This is a genomic window from Roseobacter sinensis, assembly GCF_025755255.1.
Taxonomy (GTDB): Bacteria; Pseudomonadota; Alphaproteobacteria; order Rhodobacterales; family Rhodobacteraceae; genus Roseobacter; species Roseobacter sinensis.
Genome location: NZ_JALIEB010000013.1, coordinates 14,829 through 31,803 on the forward strand (window position 1 = coordinate 14,829; position 16,975 = coordinate 31,803).

13 protein-coding genes are annotated in these 16,975 nt (G+C 58.8%); 7 read left to right on the forward strand and 6 right to left on the reverse strand.

Annotation, left to right across the window (positions count from 1 at the left end; all coding sequences use genetic code 11):
* Positions 1-49 precede the first annotated feature (49 nt).
* Genes MUB52_RS17375 through MUB52_RS17385 form a run of 3 tightly spaced genes read right to left on the reverse strand, consistent with a single transcriptional unit; the run spans position 50 to position 3,478 of the window.
* Positions 50-2,164 carry a protein-disulfide reductase DsbD family protein gene (locus MUB52_RS17375; protein WP_220800864.1) on the reverse strand — a complete coding sequence of 705 codons (2,115 nt, stop codon included), beginning with the start codon at positions 2,162-2,164 and terminating at the stop codon, positions 50-52.
* Between the two features lie 16 nt (positions 2,165-2,180).
* Complete coding sequence (locus tag MUB52_RS17380; protein WP_013959886.1) at positions 2,181-2,636, reverse strand: rhodanese-like domain-containing protein; 456 nt, start codon at positions 2,634-2,636, stop codon at positions 2,181-2,183.
* A gap of 59 nt (positions 2,637-2,695) precedes the next feature.
* Positions 2,696-3,478, reverse strand: coding sequence for a DsbA family protein (locus MUB52_RS17385; protein WP_013959885.1), 783 nt, complete (start codon positions 3,476-3,478; stop codon positions 2,696-2,698).
* A gap of 745 nt (positions 3,479-4,223) precedes the next feature.
* Here MUB52_RS17385 and MUB52_RS17390 point away from each other — a divergent pair.
* From MUB52_RS17390 to MUB52_RS17410, 5 genes are all read left to right on the forward strand, one after another.
* Positions 4,224-6,506 (forward strand): efflux RND transporter periplasmic adaptor subunit, encoded by a 2,283-nt coding sequence (locus MUB52_RS17390; RefSeq protein WP_263845501.1) that lies wholly within the window; start codon positions 4,224-4,226, stop codon positions 6,504-6,506.
* Positions 6,503-9,685: an efflux RND transporter permease subunit gene (locus tag MUB52_RS17395; protein WP_013959882.1), complete on the forward strand. Its 3,183-nt coding sequence runs from the start codon at positions 6,503-6,505 to the stop codon at positions 9,683-9,685. Before MUB52_RS17390 ends, MUB52_RS17395 begins: the two co-directional genes overlap by 4 nt.
* A 33-nt stretch (positions 9,686-9,718) precedes the next feature.
* Positions 9,719-10,060 (forward strand): copper-binding protein, encoded by a 342-nt coding sequence (locus MUB52_RS17400; protein ID WP_013959881.1) that lies wholly within the window; start codon positions 9,719-9,721, stop codon positions 10,058-10,060.
* 101 nt (positions 10,061-10,161) lie between these two features.
* Positions 10,162-10,677, forward strand: a complete 516-nt coding sequence (locus MUB52_RS17405; protein ID WP_013959880.1) for a disulfide bond formation protein B — start codon at positions 10,162-10,164, stop codon at positions 10,675-10,677.
* 207 nt (positions 10,678-10,884) lie between these two features.
* Positions 10,885-11,526, forward strand: a complete 642-nt coding sequence (locus MUB52_RS17410) for a L,D-transpeptidase (RefSeq protein ID WP_013959879.1) — start codon at positions 10,885-10,887, stop codon at positions 11,524-11,526.
* Positions 11,527-11,545: 19 nt separating this feature from the next.
* Here the strand turns inward: MUB52_RS17410 and MUB52_RS17415 are convergent, their stop codons facing one another.
* Positions 11,546-11,776, reverse strand: a complete 231-nt coding sequence (locus MUB52_RS17415; protein ID WP_245538201.1) for a hypothetical protein — start codon at positions 11,774-11,776, stop codon at positions 11,546-11,548.
* Between the two features lie 219 nt (positions 11,777-11,995).
* On the opposite strand from MUB52_RS17415, the gene MUB52_RS17420 reads away from it, so the two are divergent.
* Positions 11,996-14,362 (forward strand): heavy metal translocating P-type ATPase, encoded by a 2,367-nt coding sequence (locus MUB52_RS17420; RefSeq protein WP_259650583.1) that lies wholly within the window; start codon positions 11,996-11,998, stop codon positions 14,360-14,362.
* Positions 14,363-14,425: 63 nt separating this feature from the next.
* Positions 14,426-14,938 (forward strand): L,D-transpeptidase family protein, encoded by a 513-nt coding sequence (locus MUB52_RS17425; protein WP_220800866.1) that lies wholly within the window; start codon positions 14,426-14,428, stop codon positions 14,936-14,938.
* Here the strand turns inward: MUB52_RS17425 and lnt are convergent.
* Positions 14,919-16,526, reverse strand: coding sequence for an apolipoprotein N-acyltransferase (gene lnt / locus MUB52_RS17430; protein WP_263845502.1), 1,608 nt, complete (start codon positions 16,524-16,526; stop codon positions 14,919-14,921). The genes MUB52_RS17425 and lnt overlap by 20 nt on opposite strands.
* A complete protein-coding gene (gene lspA, locus MUB52_RS17435) occupies positions 16,493-16,975 on the reverse strand; it encodes a signal peptidase II (RefSeq protein ID WP_259650584.1) in 483 nt (160 codons plus the stop codon). Before lspA ends, lnt begins: the two co-directional genes overlap by 34 nt.

Here is a 16,975-nt window from a genome sequence, read left to right on the forward strand (position 1 = left end):
ATCATATGTGGAAGTAGTCAACTCGATCAAACACGCGCAAGTTGGCGTATCACTCTGACACGAGACTGCGCACAGAAGCGGTGTCGAGCGCGTCGAGCACTGCCTGTGGCGTTAGAATCTCCGGGAGAGCGATGCCGGAAGGCGACCCTGGCCCAAAGACAATATTGAACGGAATGCCGTAGCGGTCATATCGCTCGAGAAACCGCGCGATGTTATCATCCGGGCGGGTCCAATCCGCTTGCATTGCGATTACGGAACCGCCGCGCAACCGCGCACGCACTGGATCCCTGTCGAGCACGAGAGACTTGTTGGCTTTGCAGGTCAGACACCAATCCGCAGTCACATCGACGAACACCGTCTCGCCTTCAGAGACGCGGCGCGCGATGCCGAGGGGTTCGAAATCCTGCCAATGGGACGTCGCATCAACCCCCGGAGTGGTGCGGTCAGGGGTTGAGGTGAGACCTGCCCCGAAAATCGCCAGAAAAACACAGGCGCTGAGAACCGCACGCCGTACCCATTGGTTTGCCTGTGGGATTGATGCGGCGACGATGAACACAGCTGTGAGTGACGTGATAAAGGCAGCTGCCCGCCCACCCGCCACGCCGACAAGAACGAACAAGAGCCATGCGGCCGTTGCCAGCAACAGACCGCCAAGAAGGATCCTGACCAGAAGCATCCATCGCCCGGGCCGGGGCAGTCGCGTGACCAACTCGGGACGTGCGGCAATGACGAGGTAGGGGAGGGCCAGTCCAAGACCGAGTGCCGTGAATATCACTATCACGTCCAGTGATGTACCAGCGAGCGCAAAGGTGATCGCGGTGCCGAGGAACGGGGCGGAACACGGTGTAGCGAGGATGGCCGCAAGCAATCCGGTGCCAAAGTCTGAGATGTACCCGGCTCTGGCATTGCTGGCACCCAGGCGGTCTTGAAGGGCCGCGGGCAGGGTTATCTCGAATGCCCCAAAGAGATTGGCCGCAAAGACAGTGATGACCATGAACATCAGCGTCACGAAGACCGGGTTTTGGAACTGCATGCCCCAGCCGACGGATACACCGATCCATTGGAGAAACAGCAAAACAGCCGCAAGCGCCCAGACAAAAGCCAGTACCCCCAAAGCTGAAAACAGGAATCCGTTGCGCGTCATCTGCCGGGTTTGACCGGTTGCCTTCAAAACAGATGTGAGCTTGATCGATAGAACGGGTAACACGCAGGGCATGACATTGAGGATCAGACCACCGAGAAAGGCGATGGCGGCCACCGCCACGACCTTCAGCAGACTCGTTCGAGGGTTTGCGCTTGAAAACGGTGGGGCAGGGGGATCTGAGGTAAGCGTGATCGGCGCCGTGATTGCACGTGCGGTGTCTGCGATCGTCACCGAAGGCTCTGCGTGCTCTTCGGTCCAGGCGTTGATCGGTATTTGTGCCCAGAGTTCCGTTTTATCCCGATCCAATCGGATATCTGGTTTGCCAAAGGTCACAAGGGGTCCGAATTCCGGGAACACGTCGACCTCATCGAACGGTGTGTCGCTCGTTGCCACAACGATGAGAGCCGAGTCGCGCGCATCGAGGGCCGTGACCGATATTCTGATGTCGCTGTTCTCGGGTACCGCGGGAACGCGATCGGCATAAGTGGCAATCTGGCGAGCCGAGTTTGTATCGATCCCGACGCCTTGTGGCAGGGCGAGTGAAAGTTCGAAGTCATGGGGCACACAGACAGTCGAACATGTCAGCAAGGACACGCGGGCACGCAGTTCCAGAGGCTGGCCGGCGTCCTCAAGTCTCGCGCGGATCGGCAAGACAACCTGACCTGAATAGCCGAAGTTCTCGATCCCGAAGGCCTCGAACCGTTCCGGCGCGGGCCAGAGGAGCTCGGCGGATTTCAGATTGGTTGAACCCGACCAGTTGATCTCGGGTGCCAAGCCAACCTCGCCGGGCGTACGCCAGTATCCTTTCCAGCCCTCGCCGTACTCCAAGGCCAATCCAAGGGAAACGGAGGCGGCATCCGGCGCAATCCCGTTTTCGGCCGAGATCAGACGTGCCGTGACCGCAGGATTTGAAACAGACTCGGATTCCGCGGCATCGGCGCCAGCGGCGGCAAGGATGATTACGCAACCCAAAACAATCGACAGCAACCCAGCCCAGATTTGAGAAACCGCTCCCTTCATGGACGCGGACCCACGATCAACGGAGAACGTCCGGCAGATTGGCCAAGGCCGCCTCCAGATCCATCACAGGCAAACCGTGTGCGATCCAGCCTGGCCCTTTCAGTGATCCCAACATGCCTTCTGAGACATCGATGAAGCCCGGGTATCCCGCTCGATTTAGAGCGCTCAAGAGACGGCCACTCCGCCCTCCGGTGGCACAGATCAAGGCGATTGGTTTTTCGCCAGACAGATCGCGTGCAGCGAACAACCTCTGCTCAAACCTCGGTTCATGCATACTGATCGGCCAGGCGTCTTTCGCCACGGCTGTGTCCCTCCACTCAACGCGTGAACGAATATCAATCAGAGAAATCTCGCCCTGCGCCAACGCGGCCGAGGCTTCGACGGCTGACCAGACTTTGCGCGTGGCGGCCGTCACAGAATAGGGGACCATGACCAACGCAGAAGCTAGTAGGATGAAGTGCCGTCTATCCATTCCGTCTCCAATTTCGATAGAAGAGTAAGGCGGAGAGAACAGCAGACAGCATAGGTTTGTCAGGCCGACACACAGGCAAGGTCCCAGCCCTCCTCACGCTCAAGGTCAATGATCTTTCGTATCATTCTGTCGCTGACCTGACCTTGGACAACTGTACGACCGATGACGAGGGCAGGCGTGCCAACAAAGGCAAAAACCTGCGCGAGAGCCGCGCTATTTTCCAGCTCGCGCGCGACTTCGGGGCTCTCCATGTCAGCGACCAATTGTTCGCCATCAACGCCCAGATCTTCAGAGAGACGGGCAAGGTATTCCGGTGTGGCTTGAAATGGCGAGGTCATCAAACGTTCCTGGAATGCGACGTAGGCACCTTGACGCTTGGCGGCCAAGGCCGCCTTTGCTGCCAGATTAGAGCTGTCGCCCAGCAGAGGAAGCTCGTGCCATGCTATTGCAACCTGATCTGGCATTTTGCTTGTCATATCGGCGAAGCTCTTGGTTTGTACTCTGCAAAAAGGACAATAATAGTCAGAAAATGATGCCAGAGGGATACGTGCATTGCTCATGTCGAGGTCTCCGTAGAGAGCGCCGCAAATATCTGCTGAGACTCGCTCGATAGCCGCCGCCTTCCGTGCTGCCACATCCACACTGTCCGGACTGTCCAAGCCGACGAACGCGTCAAACGATCCGGATGTCTCACCAGCGATAAATCTCCGGAAGCCTTTCGGACGATCGAGTGCTTCAAGTTCAAGTTTTTCCGGCAGCAAAGAGGGCACGGTTCGAAGCGCCGCATAGCCTGCAATGACCGCACCGATCGTCAAGAGTGTTGATCGTTTCTTGGAATCCATCTGACGCCTGATCTGATTATGCCACCGTTGGAGTCGTACTGGCACAACTTGGAAAAGGTCAACTTTACAAAATGATACAATCTTTCAGCCCCGCTTCAATTGCTGCAACTTCTGAAGAGCGCTACTTCACGCGTATGGTTTGGAATGCGTTCTCTTTCCTGCGATCGGCATGTCTTGCCTTTGTGTGTCTGACGATTACCGTCGTCGGAACGCAGGCAATGCCGTTTGAAGGAGAGATGAGCAGCGCGGAGTGCGGTCCGCAAATCCCCGCTGTCGCTTCTGCGGGAGAAGTGCCCAACCACGTCCACGCGCACCACCCCGAAAACAATGGCGAGCGGCAAGCGGACGCTCACGCAGGACACGGCGACGGGTGTCACAACGGTCTTTGCTGTGTCATGGACTACCAGCAACATCTAGATCATCGGTCTGAAGAAACCGCGTGTACGGCGCCAACACGGGCCGCATTCTCCAGGGCTCATGTATCCCGTGAGCCCCTAGTGCCCGATCGCCCGCCCCGACACTCCTGACATTTCGGTGCCCGCATATGCGGGCTGTTTGACCAATCGATCGCTGCATCCAATTCAGCCGTCAGGAGACGATGTTTATGCGTGGAAGATACGCGGCACTTTCAGTTCTTGCCTTGGCAGCCGGCCTTGGCGGTGGGGTTTACGTTGAGCGGTTGTACCTGAACCCAGCGGTGCAAGGCGGATCTGAAGGCCCCGAGATTCTCTATTGGGTTGCGCCCATGGATCCGAATTTCCGTCAACCAGGACCCGGAAAGTCGCCCATGGGGATGGATCTTATTGCCGTCTATGCCGGACAGGAGCCATCTGGTGACCCTGCCGAGGTCACACTGAACGCGGCCGAAATCAACGCAATCGGCGTACGCACGGCGGTCGCCCGCATGAGTGAAGTGCGACCCCAGATCGAGACTGTGGGTTTCGTGGGGTATGACGAGCATCTGACCAGTCATGTGCATACGCGAGCTGAGGGATGGATCGAGAAGCTCGAAGTACGAGCAGTCGGCGATCGGGTCAGCCAAGAACAGGTACTTTTTGAGCTTTTTTCGCCGCTCATCGCGACGGCGACCGGGGACCTTGTGCGCGCAGTCGAGGCTGGTGACCCCCGCATTCTGGATGCGGCGCGCAGCAAGCTGATGAGCCATGGCATGTCCGCCCGCCAGATTGCGGAGATCGAGGCGGGCGGCGAAATGGTTCGCAACATCGAGATCGAAGCACCACAGAACGGCGTGGTCATCGCCCTGAATGCGGCCGATGGCATGTATCTGCAACCTGGAACGCTTGCCTTCTCCGTCGCTGACTTGTCGAAGGTCTGGCTCATTGTAGATGTCTTTGAACGTGATATTGCCCGGCTGTCTGAGGATATGCGGGCCATCGCTCGGTTCGAACACTTGCCAGGGCGCGTGTTTGAAGGCGACATCGACTACATCTATCCCGAACTCGATCCCCAAACACGAACGCTTCCTGTTCGACTGAGGTTTGACAATTCCGATGGCGTGCTCCGCCCCGGAATGTTCGGAAGTGTCAGTCTCACACCCAACGAAAGCCGGACGGTCCTGACAGTGCCATCTGAGGCCGTAATACGCACAGGGTCGGCTGAGCGCGTCATCCTGAAAACAGGGGAGGGGACCTTCCGACCGAGATTGGTGACTGCCGGTCTCCGGGACAGTTTCGGAGAAGGCGGGCGGACAGAAATTCTTCAGGGCCTGGGTCCGGGTGAAGAGGTCGTTGCCTCCGCACAGTTCCTGATCGACAGCGAAAGCGCTTTGAGCGCAGGCTTCACGCGCATGGCGCCAACGGATGCCGACCCGGCGCGGGGCAGCGGTGTTCTCGTTGCTCTCGATCCTGAGAGTCGGGTGGCAACCGTGCAGCATGACGCCCTGGAAAGCCTGGACTGGCCAGCGATGACATCCGACTTCCCGGTGAGAGCCGATGTTCCCCTGGATCGGCTAAAGGAGGGGGAGGCAGTCGCGTTTCTCGTGGCCCGTGGCGCAGATGGACTCCTGAGCCTCACCGAACTTGCGCCAGATGATGGAATTGCCGGTACCGGCACTGGGATTGCACGCGCGGTGACGTCGGATGGCAAGCTAACGCTGGAGCATGGCCCGATCCCAGAGCTTGGCTGGCCCGCAATGACGATGGACCTGCCGGTGTTGGGGGTTGATCTTGAGGCCGTGCCTCTCGATGCGCCGATCGAATTCGATCTCACGGCAGGTGATGGCGGCCTTTTCTCCGTAGTCGCGGTCCGCGCCGAGGGCACCGATCCCGAAGAGGTGGAAGCGGCTGAAACAAATGCCGCAGCGCCGATCATGGTGTCCGGCACCATCGACGACCTGGATCTGAATTCCGAAACCGCAACGATCACCCACGGGCCCATGGCTGAGATCGGAATGCCAGGCATGACCATGGATTTCCCTATCGATCCGGGCTTGGACATGGCATCGCTGAAAACCGGCGTCCAAATGACCCTCAAATTTGCACGGCCGGATGGCTTAAACATGATCTTGTCTGATGTCGAGCTTGAGGCAGCTGCGGCACCGCCCATCGTGGTCTCAGGCACGATCGATAGTGTCGATACAAACGCCTCAAAGGCCACGATCACCCATGGACCGATGACCGATATCGGCATGCCTGGCATGACCATGGCCTTTGATATTGATCCGTCACTCGACGCTGCCGCTTTGATGACAGATGTGGAGATGGTGCTCACTTTCGCGCGCCCGGACGGCATGAATATGGTGCTGGCGGCGGCCGAACCTGTGGCACCGCCCATGCAGGTTTCAGGTCAAATCAACTCCATCGATGCTCAATCACGGACGGCGAACATCACCCATGGGCCGATGACCGATATCGGCATGCCCGGAATGACAATGGATTTTCCCTTGGCTGAGGAACTCGAGATTTCCCAACTCACAGTGGGAACGGACGTCACGCTCATCCTGCGGCGCAACCCGGATTTCTCGATGACATTGATCGATGTTGTCCGTGACGGGAGGGTTACCCAGTGATCCCGGCGATCATCCGCGCCTCGCTGGCCAATAGGTTTGTTATTCTGGTCCTTGCCGTCATGATGGGTGTCGCAGGCATCTGGGCCATCCGCGAGACACCGGTCGATGCGATACCGGACCTGTCCGATGTGCAGGTGATCGTCCGCACCCCTTATCCGGGGCAGGCGCCGCAAGTGGTCGAAAACCAGATCACTTATCCGCTCGCCACATCGTTGCTGGCGGTACCTGGCGCACAGGATGTACGCGGCTTTTCCTTCTTTGGTGACAGTTTTGTCTATGTCGTTTTCGAAGATGGCACGGACCTGTATTGGGCAAGATCCCGCGTCCTCGAATATCTTGGGCAGATCACCGGGAGCCTGCCGGACGGAGTGTCCCCTCAGCTTGGCCCGGATGCCACCGGGGTCGGATGGATCTACCAATATGCGTTGATCGACAGAACCGGCACACACGATCTCGCGCAACTGAGAACGCTGCAGGACTGGTTTCTGAAATACGAACTGCAGGCTGTCGACGGTGTGTCTGAAGTCGCAACGATTGGCGGCATGGTCAAACAGTATCAGGTCGTCGTCGATCCGAACAAATTGCGGGCCTACGATATCACACTGACACAACTCAGGAACGCGATACAGGCGGCCAATCGAGAGACCGGCGGAAGCGTGATCGAGATGGGCGAAGCAGAATTCATGATCCGCTCGTCCGGATACATCGATGAGCTTTCTGATCTATCCAGCGCCCCCCTAATGATCAACGAGCGTGGAGCCGCTCTGACCCTCGGCGACGTTGCTGACATTCGCCTAGGACCGGAATTGCGCCGCGGAGTCGGAGAGTTTGACGGGCAGGGCGATGCCGTTGGCGGCGTGGTCATCATGCGATGGGGTGGCAATGCCCTTGCGACCATCAAAGCGGTGGAGGCCCGCATCGAAGAGTTGCGGCCGAACCTGCCGGAAGGTGTCGAGATTATCACGACCTATGACCGGTCCGGCGTGATCGAACGCGCAATCGACAATCTCAAGAAGAAGCTGACTCAGGAATTCGTTGTCGTCGTCCTCGTCTGTGCGGCCTTTCTGCTGCATCTGCGCTCATCACTGGTGATCCTGCTGTCGTTGCCCCTCGGCATCTTCGCTGCCTTCATTCTGATGAAAGCGCAGGGTGTGAATGCGAACATCATGTCGCTTGGTGGCATCGCGATTGCCATTGGGGCCATGGTCGATGCGTCGATCGTGATGATCGAGGCGATGCACAGGCGGCTGGAGAAGGAAAAGCTGACCGCAGAAAACAGGTGGAGGATCGTGCAGGAATGCGCCTCTGAGGTCGGTCCGGCCCTCTTTTACTCCTTGGCAATCATCACGGTCAGCTTTCTGCCTGTCTTTGTGCTGGAAAATCAGGAGGGCAGGCTTTTTGCCCCGCTGGCCTATACAAAGACCTATGCGATGGCCGCCGCCGCGATCCTATCAATCACACTGGTTCCGGTCTTGATGGGATACTTTGTCCGGGGCCGGATTTTGCCCGAGCGCAAAAACCCACTGAACCGATTGGTGGTCTTCCTGTATCGTCCCTTTCTGGATGCAGCCATCGCTTGGCCGTGGGCGACAACCTTGCTTGCCGGCGCCCTCGTGGCTTCAATGTGGTATCCGTACCAACGGCTCGGGTCCGAGTTCATGCCCGAGCTGAATGAGGGCGACTTCCTCTATATGCCAAGCTTCTACCCGGGAGTGTCGATCGGTAAGGCGCGCGAGGTCCTGCAGCAGACCAATCGTCTGATCGCTACAATCCCAGAGGTTGAAACTGTGCACGGCAAAGTGGGGCGCGCAGAGACAGCGACCGATCCTGCACCACTCACGATGGTGGAAACTACGATCCAACTCAAACCAGAAGCTGAGTGGCGCCCTGGCATGACCATGGGAAAAATTCGCGATGAGCTTGATCGGACTGTGCAGATCCCAGGCGTGACCAATGTCTGGATCCAGCCGATCAAGAACCGGATCGACATGCTTGCCACCGGGATACGAACGCCGGTTGGTGTCAAGATCTCGGGTGCTGATCTGAACGTCATCACAGACATCGGGATCGAAGTGGAACGAGCCGTGTCGGATATCGAGGGAACTGCCTCCGCCTATGCGGAGCGCCCGGTAGGCGGGCGCTTCATAGAAATCGACGTCAAGCGCGACGCCGCAGCGCGATACATGATGAGCGTGCGGGATGTTCAGGATGTGGTGCAAACTGCCATCGGTGGGATGCAAGTGTCGGAATCCGTTGAAGGGCTGGAGCGCTTTCCGATTAACCTGCGCTATCCGCAGGCGTGGCGCGATAGCCCCGAACGCCTCGAAAACTTGCCCGTTGTCACCCCATCGGGGGCTCATGTGCCGCTGACCGCCTTGGCCGATGTCCGAATTGTGGATGGTCCGGGCATGATCCGATCAGAGAACGCTCGGCGCACGGGGTTCGTGTTTATCGATATCGCAGGACGAGACCTCGGCGGATATGTCGCCGAGGCGCAGAGGGTCGTGGCCGATCAGGTGCGCCTGCCGCCCGGATATTCTCTGACATGGTCCGGGCAGTATGAGTACATCGAGCGGATGCAGGACCGGCTGGCGATCGTCGCCCCCGCCACGCTTATGATCATCACGCTGATGTTGTTCATGGCGTTCAATAGGGTGATCGAAGTTGGCATCATTCTCGCCGCGCTTCCTGTCGCGTTGGCAGGCGGTGTCTGGTTTCTGTGGTATCTCAGCTTCGACATTTCGATCGCCGTCCTTGTCGGCTTCATTGCCCTGGCCGGCGTGGCCGTCGAAACAGCCATCGTCATGCTGCTTTATCTCAATCTCGCATGGGAAAAGCGACGCAAACTCGGTCAATCCGAAGGCCGCAAGCTGACACAAGACGATATCGAGGAGGCCGTCTTTGAGGGAGCTGTTCTTCGGGTGAGACCCAAAGTCATGACCGTGGCCACCATCTTCGCGGCGCTGATCCCGATCATGTATGGCACCGGCACCGGCTCGGAGATCATGCAACGCATCGCTGCACCGATGATCGGCGGTATGGTGACAGCGACCCTGCTGACGCTTTTTGTCATTCCTTCCACATTCGTGATTTGGAAACGGCTCGCGCTGAAACGCGTAAACCGCGAAATCACGTCCCCAATTCAGCAGCCCGTCGATGCAGCACTGCCTGCCGAATAATCGAACGCACAAACCTCAAGAATGGAGCTTCTCATGAAGATACTGACTGCAAGTCTCGCACTTCTGACCCTGTCCGCGACAGGGGCTATCGCACAAATGAACCACAATATGGATCATTCGGACATGCCGATGTCCGCCGAACAAATGGAGGGCGCAGTTCACGCGAAGGCCGTGATCAATTCGATCGGCGACGGCACTGCAAATGTGAGCCATGACCCAATTCCCGAGATCGGCTGGCCTGCAATGACGATGGATATGACGGTTCTGGAAAACGCGCAGATGATGGGAGAGGTGACCGATGGTGACGAGGTGACCCTGATGCTCGTCAAGGGCGAGGATGGCATGTACGCAATCGGGGCCATAATGCCGAACTGATCACGAATGCGCAGTTGCCGAGAAATCGGCAACTGCGGCGCGTGCTTGGAGAGGTACACCGAATTCGACCGCCGAGCTGCATGTAGGCGAAAGGAAAGTGAATGCCGCTGTCTTCGAAACAACTTGGTTTGATCGCTGCCGGCGGATCGGCCGTTCTTTTGCTGGCTGCCTTCTTGTTTCAGGCAGCGGGCTACGCACCATGCGCGATGTGCATTTGGCAGCGATACCCTCACGCGATCGCCATCGCTATTGGCGCGCTCCTCATGGTTGGTTTGCCCATCTTACTGCTACTGATGGCAGGCGCTGTCGCTGCGTCCGTGACAGCAGGCATCGGGATGTTTCATACCGGCGTCGAACGAGGTTGGTGGGAAGGTCCGACATCTTGCACAGGCTCTGGTCTTGATATGTCAAACTTGTCAGCTGCGGACCTTCTGCCCTCTGCATCATCCACAGCATCGGCCTTGGTCATGTGCGACGAAGTCGCCTGGGAGTTCCTCAGCCTGTCTATGGCGAGTTGGAACGCCGTGCTTAGTCTTATGCTTGCAGTGGTTTGGGCCTACGCCGCTTACAAGCATTCATTCACGCAACCCAAAATCGCGCAACAGGAACCGTTGTGACGCGTTACTCGCATTCAGGGAATTCGGTGGGATATGACATGTGAATGGCCAAATTCGGCTGTTTCATCAGCCCCATTACTCAAGAAAACTTGACCAGAAAACTGAGATGGACACTTGAACCTATAGTTGCTTGAGGTTGTATCACCACGATAAAACCCGATGACAAACGCCACAAGACTGTTGGAATTAGAAGCCGGAGTACGATTAATGCTGACACGACGTCATTTCATTTCAACGAGCGCTGCATTGTTCTCGGCACCGTTGGCAAGCCCCGTGTTGGCAAAAAGCTGGCCGACAAATAGCGAGAAGGCCGCCTGGGATGCGCAAGTTACTCCGGTAGGGTACGATCCGGCGACGTCAAACCCATGGGGGCTGCAGTCTCGGTTTCTACCGCAGCGAGTGACTGCGAACGATGGGCTGAAACCGGGGGACATTCACGTCGATGCAGTTGCGCGCTATCTCTACCACATCGAGGATGGCGGCACAGCGATGCGCTATGGTGTGGCCATTGCGAGGGGTAATCTCTACGAGCCGGGAACCTACACAATAAAGCGCAAGGTTGAATGGCCGCATTGGACGCCAACGGCCTCCATGATCGAGCGGAACCCCGAATACGCTCAATGGGCAGATGGGCAGGAACCGGGGCCGAGTAATCCGCTTGGATCCCGTGCGCTTTACCTCTTTGTTGGCAATCGAGACACCTATCTAAGAATACACGGATCGCCTGAGGCGCGATCTATCGGTGGTCGGGCCAGTTCAGGCTGCGTCCGTATGGTGATGGCGCATATCAACGATCTCTACCCAAATGTACAGATTGGCTCGACAGCACACCTTTACGCTGCCGAATGACCTCTTCCACGAGCAACGGTCAGGCTTCTTTGGCCACGCAAATCGGGTTGCCGCGCGCCGTGCGCAACGGCAACAGCGTGGTTTCGACAGGGCCACTGTGTTCGTACCAGTAGCAACCGTCTTCTGGGCGAAGGCGGGCTGTAGCCAGATTCTGACCAGGCCCGGCCAACTCAACCACGGCTTCCGGGACGTTCCCGATATCGGATGGCCCGTTTGGAGGCGTCGTAGCTGAACACGCGCTCAATAAAATAGCGCCTACCAATAGTGTTCCTGATCCAATTCGCACGACAACCCCCTGCCAGTTCACACAATTTGCATTTCTACGGATATCAATCGCATTCTCTGCGCCATGTTGCAACGACCTCAGTTGTGCCGTTTGGAAATCTACAACGACATTGGAGTTAGGTCTTGAACCTAAAGCCACTGGAGACATTAGAGTCGTTTCAACATATGATTCTGGAGAGATCAAATGGCGGCAAATTCCGAGACCGAGCAACACGACGTCTCTCACGCACATGACCATTCAACGAATGGTTCTGGTGAGGCAACCTGCTGCGGTGGCGGCACGGGATCTGCGGGCGCAATCCCTTCAACGCCGCCCGAGCATGGCCGAAGCTTTCAGGTGAGTGGCCTCGACTGCGCCGAAGAGGTCTCCATCCTCTCCAAAGTCGTCGGTCCGAAACTCGGCGGGGCAGAGCACCTGGCTTTTGATGTGATCAACGGTCGGATGACCGTGCTGGAAAGCGCTGACCAGATTTCGGACAGCCAGATCTTGGACTTGGTTGCCAGCACGGGGATGACGGCCCGTGCGTGGGACGCGGACAATGCCAGCGCCGATCAGGCGTCGCATCTCGCCAAACAGAAATGGTTCACGATTCTGAGCGGCGGCTTCTGGGCCGCGGGATTTCTGTGGCACATCATCGAGACCGGCATGGGGGGGGCACTCGGCCTCTTCGCGGGGCACGGCGAAGCGCCGATGCCACTGGTCGAGGCAGGGCTATTCGCGGTTGCGATCCTGTTCGGTGTCTGGCTCGTGGCACCCAAGGCATGGTCGTCCGCACGGCGGCTGTCGCCCGACATGAATCTGCTGATGGTCGTCGCAGTCGCGGGTGCAATTGGCCTTGGCGAATTTTTCGAGGCGGCAACGGTCGCGTTCTTCTTCTCGCTCTCGCTTTTCCTCGAAAGCTGGAGCGTCGGGCGTGCGAGGAATGCGATTTCAGCTCTGCTCGACCTCGCGCCGCCGACGGCAAGAGTTCTTAATGATGACGGCACGGAAGCGGACGTTCCGGCTTCCGCGGTTGCTATCAACGCACGTTTCATCGTGCGGGGCGGCGACCGCATCCCATTGGATGGTGAGGTTGTCGATGGGGCAGGGGCCGTCGATCAGGCGCCAATCACCGGAGAGAGTGCGCTGGTCCCGAAGGAACGGGGCGACGAAGTCTACGCCGGTACGATCAACGGCGAAGGCACACTGACGGTGCGCGCCACGAAGGCCGCCTCGGATACCGTGTTGGCCAAGATCATCCGCATGGTCGGTGACGCCCATGCCCGCCGCGCGCCGGTGGAGCAGTGGGTGGCGAAGTTCGCCCGCATCTACACGCCTATCGTCATGGCTCTCGCCATCGCAATTGCCCTGCTGCCGCCGCTCATTTTCGGGGGGGCCTGGGATTATTGGTTCTACAATGCACTCGTGCTGCTGGTGATCGCTTGCCCATGCGCTCTGGTCATCTCGACACCGGTCTCCATCGTCGCTGCACTCACCGCCTCAGCGCGGGCCGGGGTGCTGATCAAGGGCGGCGCATATGTTGAGGCACCGGGCAAGACGACTGCACTGGCCATGGACAAGACCGGCACGATCACCATGGGCGAGCCCGAGGTGGCGGCGGTGCATCTGCTGGGCAAAGCATCGGCGCAAGATCTGATGACCCTCGCCGCTGGACTGGAGGCACGTTCCTCGCATCCCTTGGCGCGCGCCATTCTCGCGCGGGCAGAAGCCGACGGGATCAATGTGTCCGCCGCGCAAGATACCCGAACCGTTCCCGGTAGGGGACTTGAAGGACGCACAGACGGCCGGTCGATCTGGCTAGGGTCCGACCGGTTTGCCGAGGATAAGGGTTTCGGCGACGCCATTCCGAAGGATTTGCGCGACCGCATCGAAGGCGCCGGCAGCACCCTTGTTGCCGTGGGCGACGACACCGGCGTGACGGGCATTCTGGAATTGCGCGACCGTATCCGCCCCGACGCCAAGGGCATCGTGGCACGGCTCCACGCGCAAGGCGTGAAGACCATCGTCATGCTGACGGGCGACAACGAGCGGACAGCGCGCGCCGTTGCCGCCGAGGTCGGCATCGACGAGGTCCGCGCCGAGCTTCTGCCCGAAGACAAGGTGACTGCCATCGAAGAACTGGTCGAAACGCATGACATGGTGGCCATGATCGGCGACGGGGTGAACGACGCCCCCGCCATGGCACGTGCGCATTACGCCATCGCGATGGGTGCTGTTGGTTCGGACGCGGCAATCGAGACGGCGGATATTGCCCTGATGACCGACGACCTCGGCAAGGTGCCTTGGCTGATCGGTCATTCGCGCCGGACAATGTCGATTATCCATCAGAACATCGGTATTTCCTTGGCGACCAAGGGTGTTTTCGTCGTCGCTACTGCGTTCGGAGTGGCATCGATGTGGGGCGCTATTGCAGCCGACGTAGGAGTGTCATTGCTGGTGGTGGCCAACGCCCTGCGCCTGCTTAACAGCCAAGAGGCCAAGGCGCCGCCGTCCGGCGGTGATCAGGTTGGTCCACAGATAACAAAAGCCGCGCTTGCCCACGGACATTGATCACTCAGCATTTGCAAGGTAACGTAATGTCAATATCAGACCTCACGAAAGAGGCATCGAGCAGTGAAAACCATCCGATTTCCCCGCCGCGCCGTCCTGTTGGGCGGGTTGGCAGCGTTTTTGTCCGGCTGTGCTAGCAAGTTCCGCAGCTATGGCGGACCCGAGGTGACCCGTGTTCGGCTTTATAAGGGGCAGCGCTTGCTTGTTCTCGACGGAGCCGATCGCGTATTGCAAACCTATCCGGTCGGGCTGGGTTTCGCTCCTGTGGGTCACAAGCAATTCGAGGGAGACGGCCGGACCCCGGAGGGCACCTACATAGTAGATAAGCGCAACCCTGAAAGTACGTATCATCTTTCAGTTGGTATCTCTTATCCGAACGAGGCCGACATCGCCTTTGCCGAAGCGCAGGGCCTTTCCCCCGGCGGCGACATCTTCATCCATGGTGGTCCACGCCCGGGCATCGACCCGACAAATGTCCGCGATTGGACAGCTGGCTGCATCGCGGTCACAGATCGGCAGATCGAGGACATCTATGCAATGGTGAAGGACGGAACACCTATCCACATCTTTGCATGACGGTCCTTCTCATGCGGCGGTAGTGAGCCGTCGCATTGGCCGCCATTGCCCAGCTCCACGAAGCCAAGATGAGCGCCAACAGCATCCAGTCCCCGAAGCTCGCGTAGAGTGTCGGCGGTCGCGCGGAGGGCAGGCTAGCGTCGATGATGCCCGTTTCGCCGGTATCGAGCCGCGCAACGATCTCTCCGCTCGCGTCGATGACCGCAGAGATGCCCGTATTCGCGGCTCGAATTACAGGAAGGCCTTCCTCTATGGCGCGCATACGTGCGGAAGCCAGATGCTGCTCAGGTCCGATGCTGGTGCCAAACCAGGCGTCGTTGGTGGCGTTGAAGATCCAGTCTGGCCTGAACAGGTCGTCGACCACATGGCTTGGGAAGATGATCTCATAGCAGATCGCCACGGCGACCAGCGGCACACCCGGAAGCGCAAGCGTTCGCGGGCCCGGTCCGGGCGTAAAATCGCCCAGACCCGCCGTGAGCCGCTCGATGGGCAACCAGCCACGGAATGGCACATATTCGCCGAAGGGTACGAGATGGTGTTTCGCGTATCCGGTCAGGATTCCGCCGGTCGCGCCAAAAGCCTGGACCGTGTTGAAATATCGGGTGCCATCCTCGCTCGGTACCCGGTCCGGCACCCCGGTGAGCAGCACGCTGCCTTCTGGTAGCGCGGCGGCAATGCGGGTCTGCGCCTCCGTATCCTCATCGAGGAAACCCGGAAAGGCGGTTTCCGGCCAGAGAAGAACGTCGAAATCGCCGCGCCGGGTTGAAAGCTCAAGATAGCGCGCGAATGTCGCCTCGCGGTTCTCGGGCGCCCATTTCTCCTCTTGTGGAATGTTGCCTTGGACAATGCGCAGGTCGACACCGGATGGCTGTTGTGCATCCGACTGGAGGCGAAGCGTGCCGACAGCCCACATCGTCGCTATGCCGGCCAGCGCCATGAGCGAGATGGTCAATCGTTGCCGCCCGGACGCCATGGCAGCCGCGCCGGGGAGTACCGCAACGAACACGGTGAGAAAGCTTAACCCATAGCTTCCGACCCAGGCGGCGGGCTGGCGAAAAGCGGCGTAATCGACCATAGCGTAGCTGGCGAGGTTCCACGGAAATCCTGTCAAAACGTGACCTCGCAACCACTCGGCAGCGGTCCAGGAGGTCGCGAACAGGAGGCAGGCCAAGAGACTGCCCATGGCTCCGCGCCGCGCGATTTCGGCAAAAAGCGCGGCGGCAATGGCTGGGAAAATCGCGAGACCTGCGGACAATCCCGCGACCGCCGGGATCGCCATCGTCCCAAACCGCTCGGCCTCGACGTAGAAACTCTCTGCAATCCACGAAATCCCGAAACCGAACTGGCCAAGACCAAACGCCCAGCCGACGAGGAAAGCGCGCCCGAAGGAGAGATCGCGAAGACCGACAAACAACGCGGAATAGGCAATGGGAACAAGCAAGAGAAGCGAGAAAGGCGGGAAAGTCAGAACGGTCAGCGCCCCGGCGACGAAACCAAGCGTCATCCGCGAAAGAAAACGGTGGCGCAGAGCGATGCGGTTCAGAATTTCCGGCTTCACGACTTGATCGAACGCCGCGCGCTGATCCATGGCGCGGCGAGCAAGAGCCCCACGCCACTGACGACAAATACATCGGCCAAGTTGAAGGCAGGCCAATGTGTTGTGCCAATGTAGAAATCGAGAAAGTCTGTTACAGCCCGATACCGCACACGATCGATGACATTGCCCAGGGCTCCGCCAATCATCGCGCCATAGGCAAGCGTTTCGACCGCATTGTCGGCGCGAAACAGCATAATCCCCAGCCAAACACAGATGACAAGAGCGAGAGCGATGAGGCTCCACCACGGCGCGCCGCCCAGCATCCCGAAAGTCACGCCGTCATTACGATAAAAGACGAGGTTGAATCGCGGAAACACGGAAATCCCGGCGCTTAAAGTGGCGGCATTCGCAACGACAATGGCTTTGGTGATCTGATCAATCGCGAACGCAGCAAGCGCCGCGAAGACGCCGATAACCGGAGATACCTTGTTTAGTGACAT

Coding starts and splice junctions, on each gene's coding strand:
- MUB52_RS17375 (WP_220800864.1), bottom strand. CDS start 2,164: ATGAAGGGAGCGGTTTCTCAAATCTGGGCTGGGTTGCTGTCGATTGTT.
- MUB52_RS17380 (WP_013959886.1), bottom strand. CDS start 2,636: ATGGATAGACGGCACTTCATCCTACTAGCTTCTGCGTTGGTCATGGTC.
- MUB52_RS17385 (WP_013959885.1), bottom strand. CDS start 3,478: ATGGATTCCAAGAAACGATCAACACTCTTGACGATCGGTGCGGTCATT.
- MUB52_RS17390 (WP_263845501.1), top strand. CDS start 4,224: ATGGATCCGAATTTCCGTCAACCAGGACCCGGAAAGTCGCCCATGGGG.
- MUB52_RS17400 (WP_013959881.1), top strand. CDS start 9,719: ATGAAGATACTGACTGCAAGTCTCGCACTTCTGACCCTGTCCGCGACA.
- MUB52_RS17405 (WP_013959880.1), top strand. CDS start 10,162: ATGCCGCTGTCTTCGAAACAACTTGGTTTGATCGCTGCCGGCGGATCG.
- MUB52_RS17410 (WP_013959879.1), top strand. CDS start 10,885: ATGCTGACACGACGTCATTTCATTTCAACGAGCGCTGCATTGTTCTCG.
- MUB52_RS17420 (WP_259650583.1), top strand. CDS start 11,996: ATGGCGGCAAATTCCGAGACCGAGCAACACGACGTCTCTCACGCACAT.
- lnt (WP_263845502.1), bottom strand. CDS start 16,526: ATGGATCAGCGCGCGGCGTTCGATCAAGTCGTGAAGCCGGAAATTCTG.
- lspA (WP_259650584.1), bottom strand. CDS start 16,975: ATGTCACTAAACAAGGTATCTCCGGTTATCGGCGTCTTCGCGGCGCTT.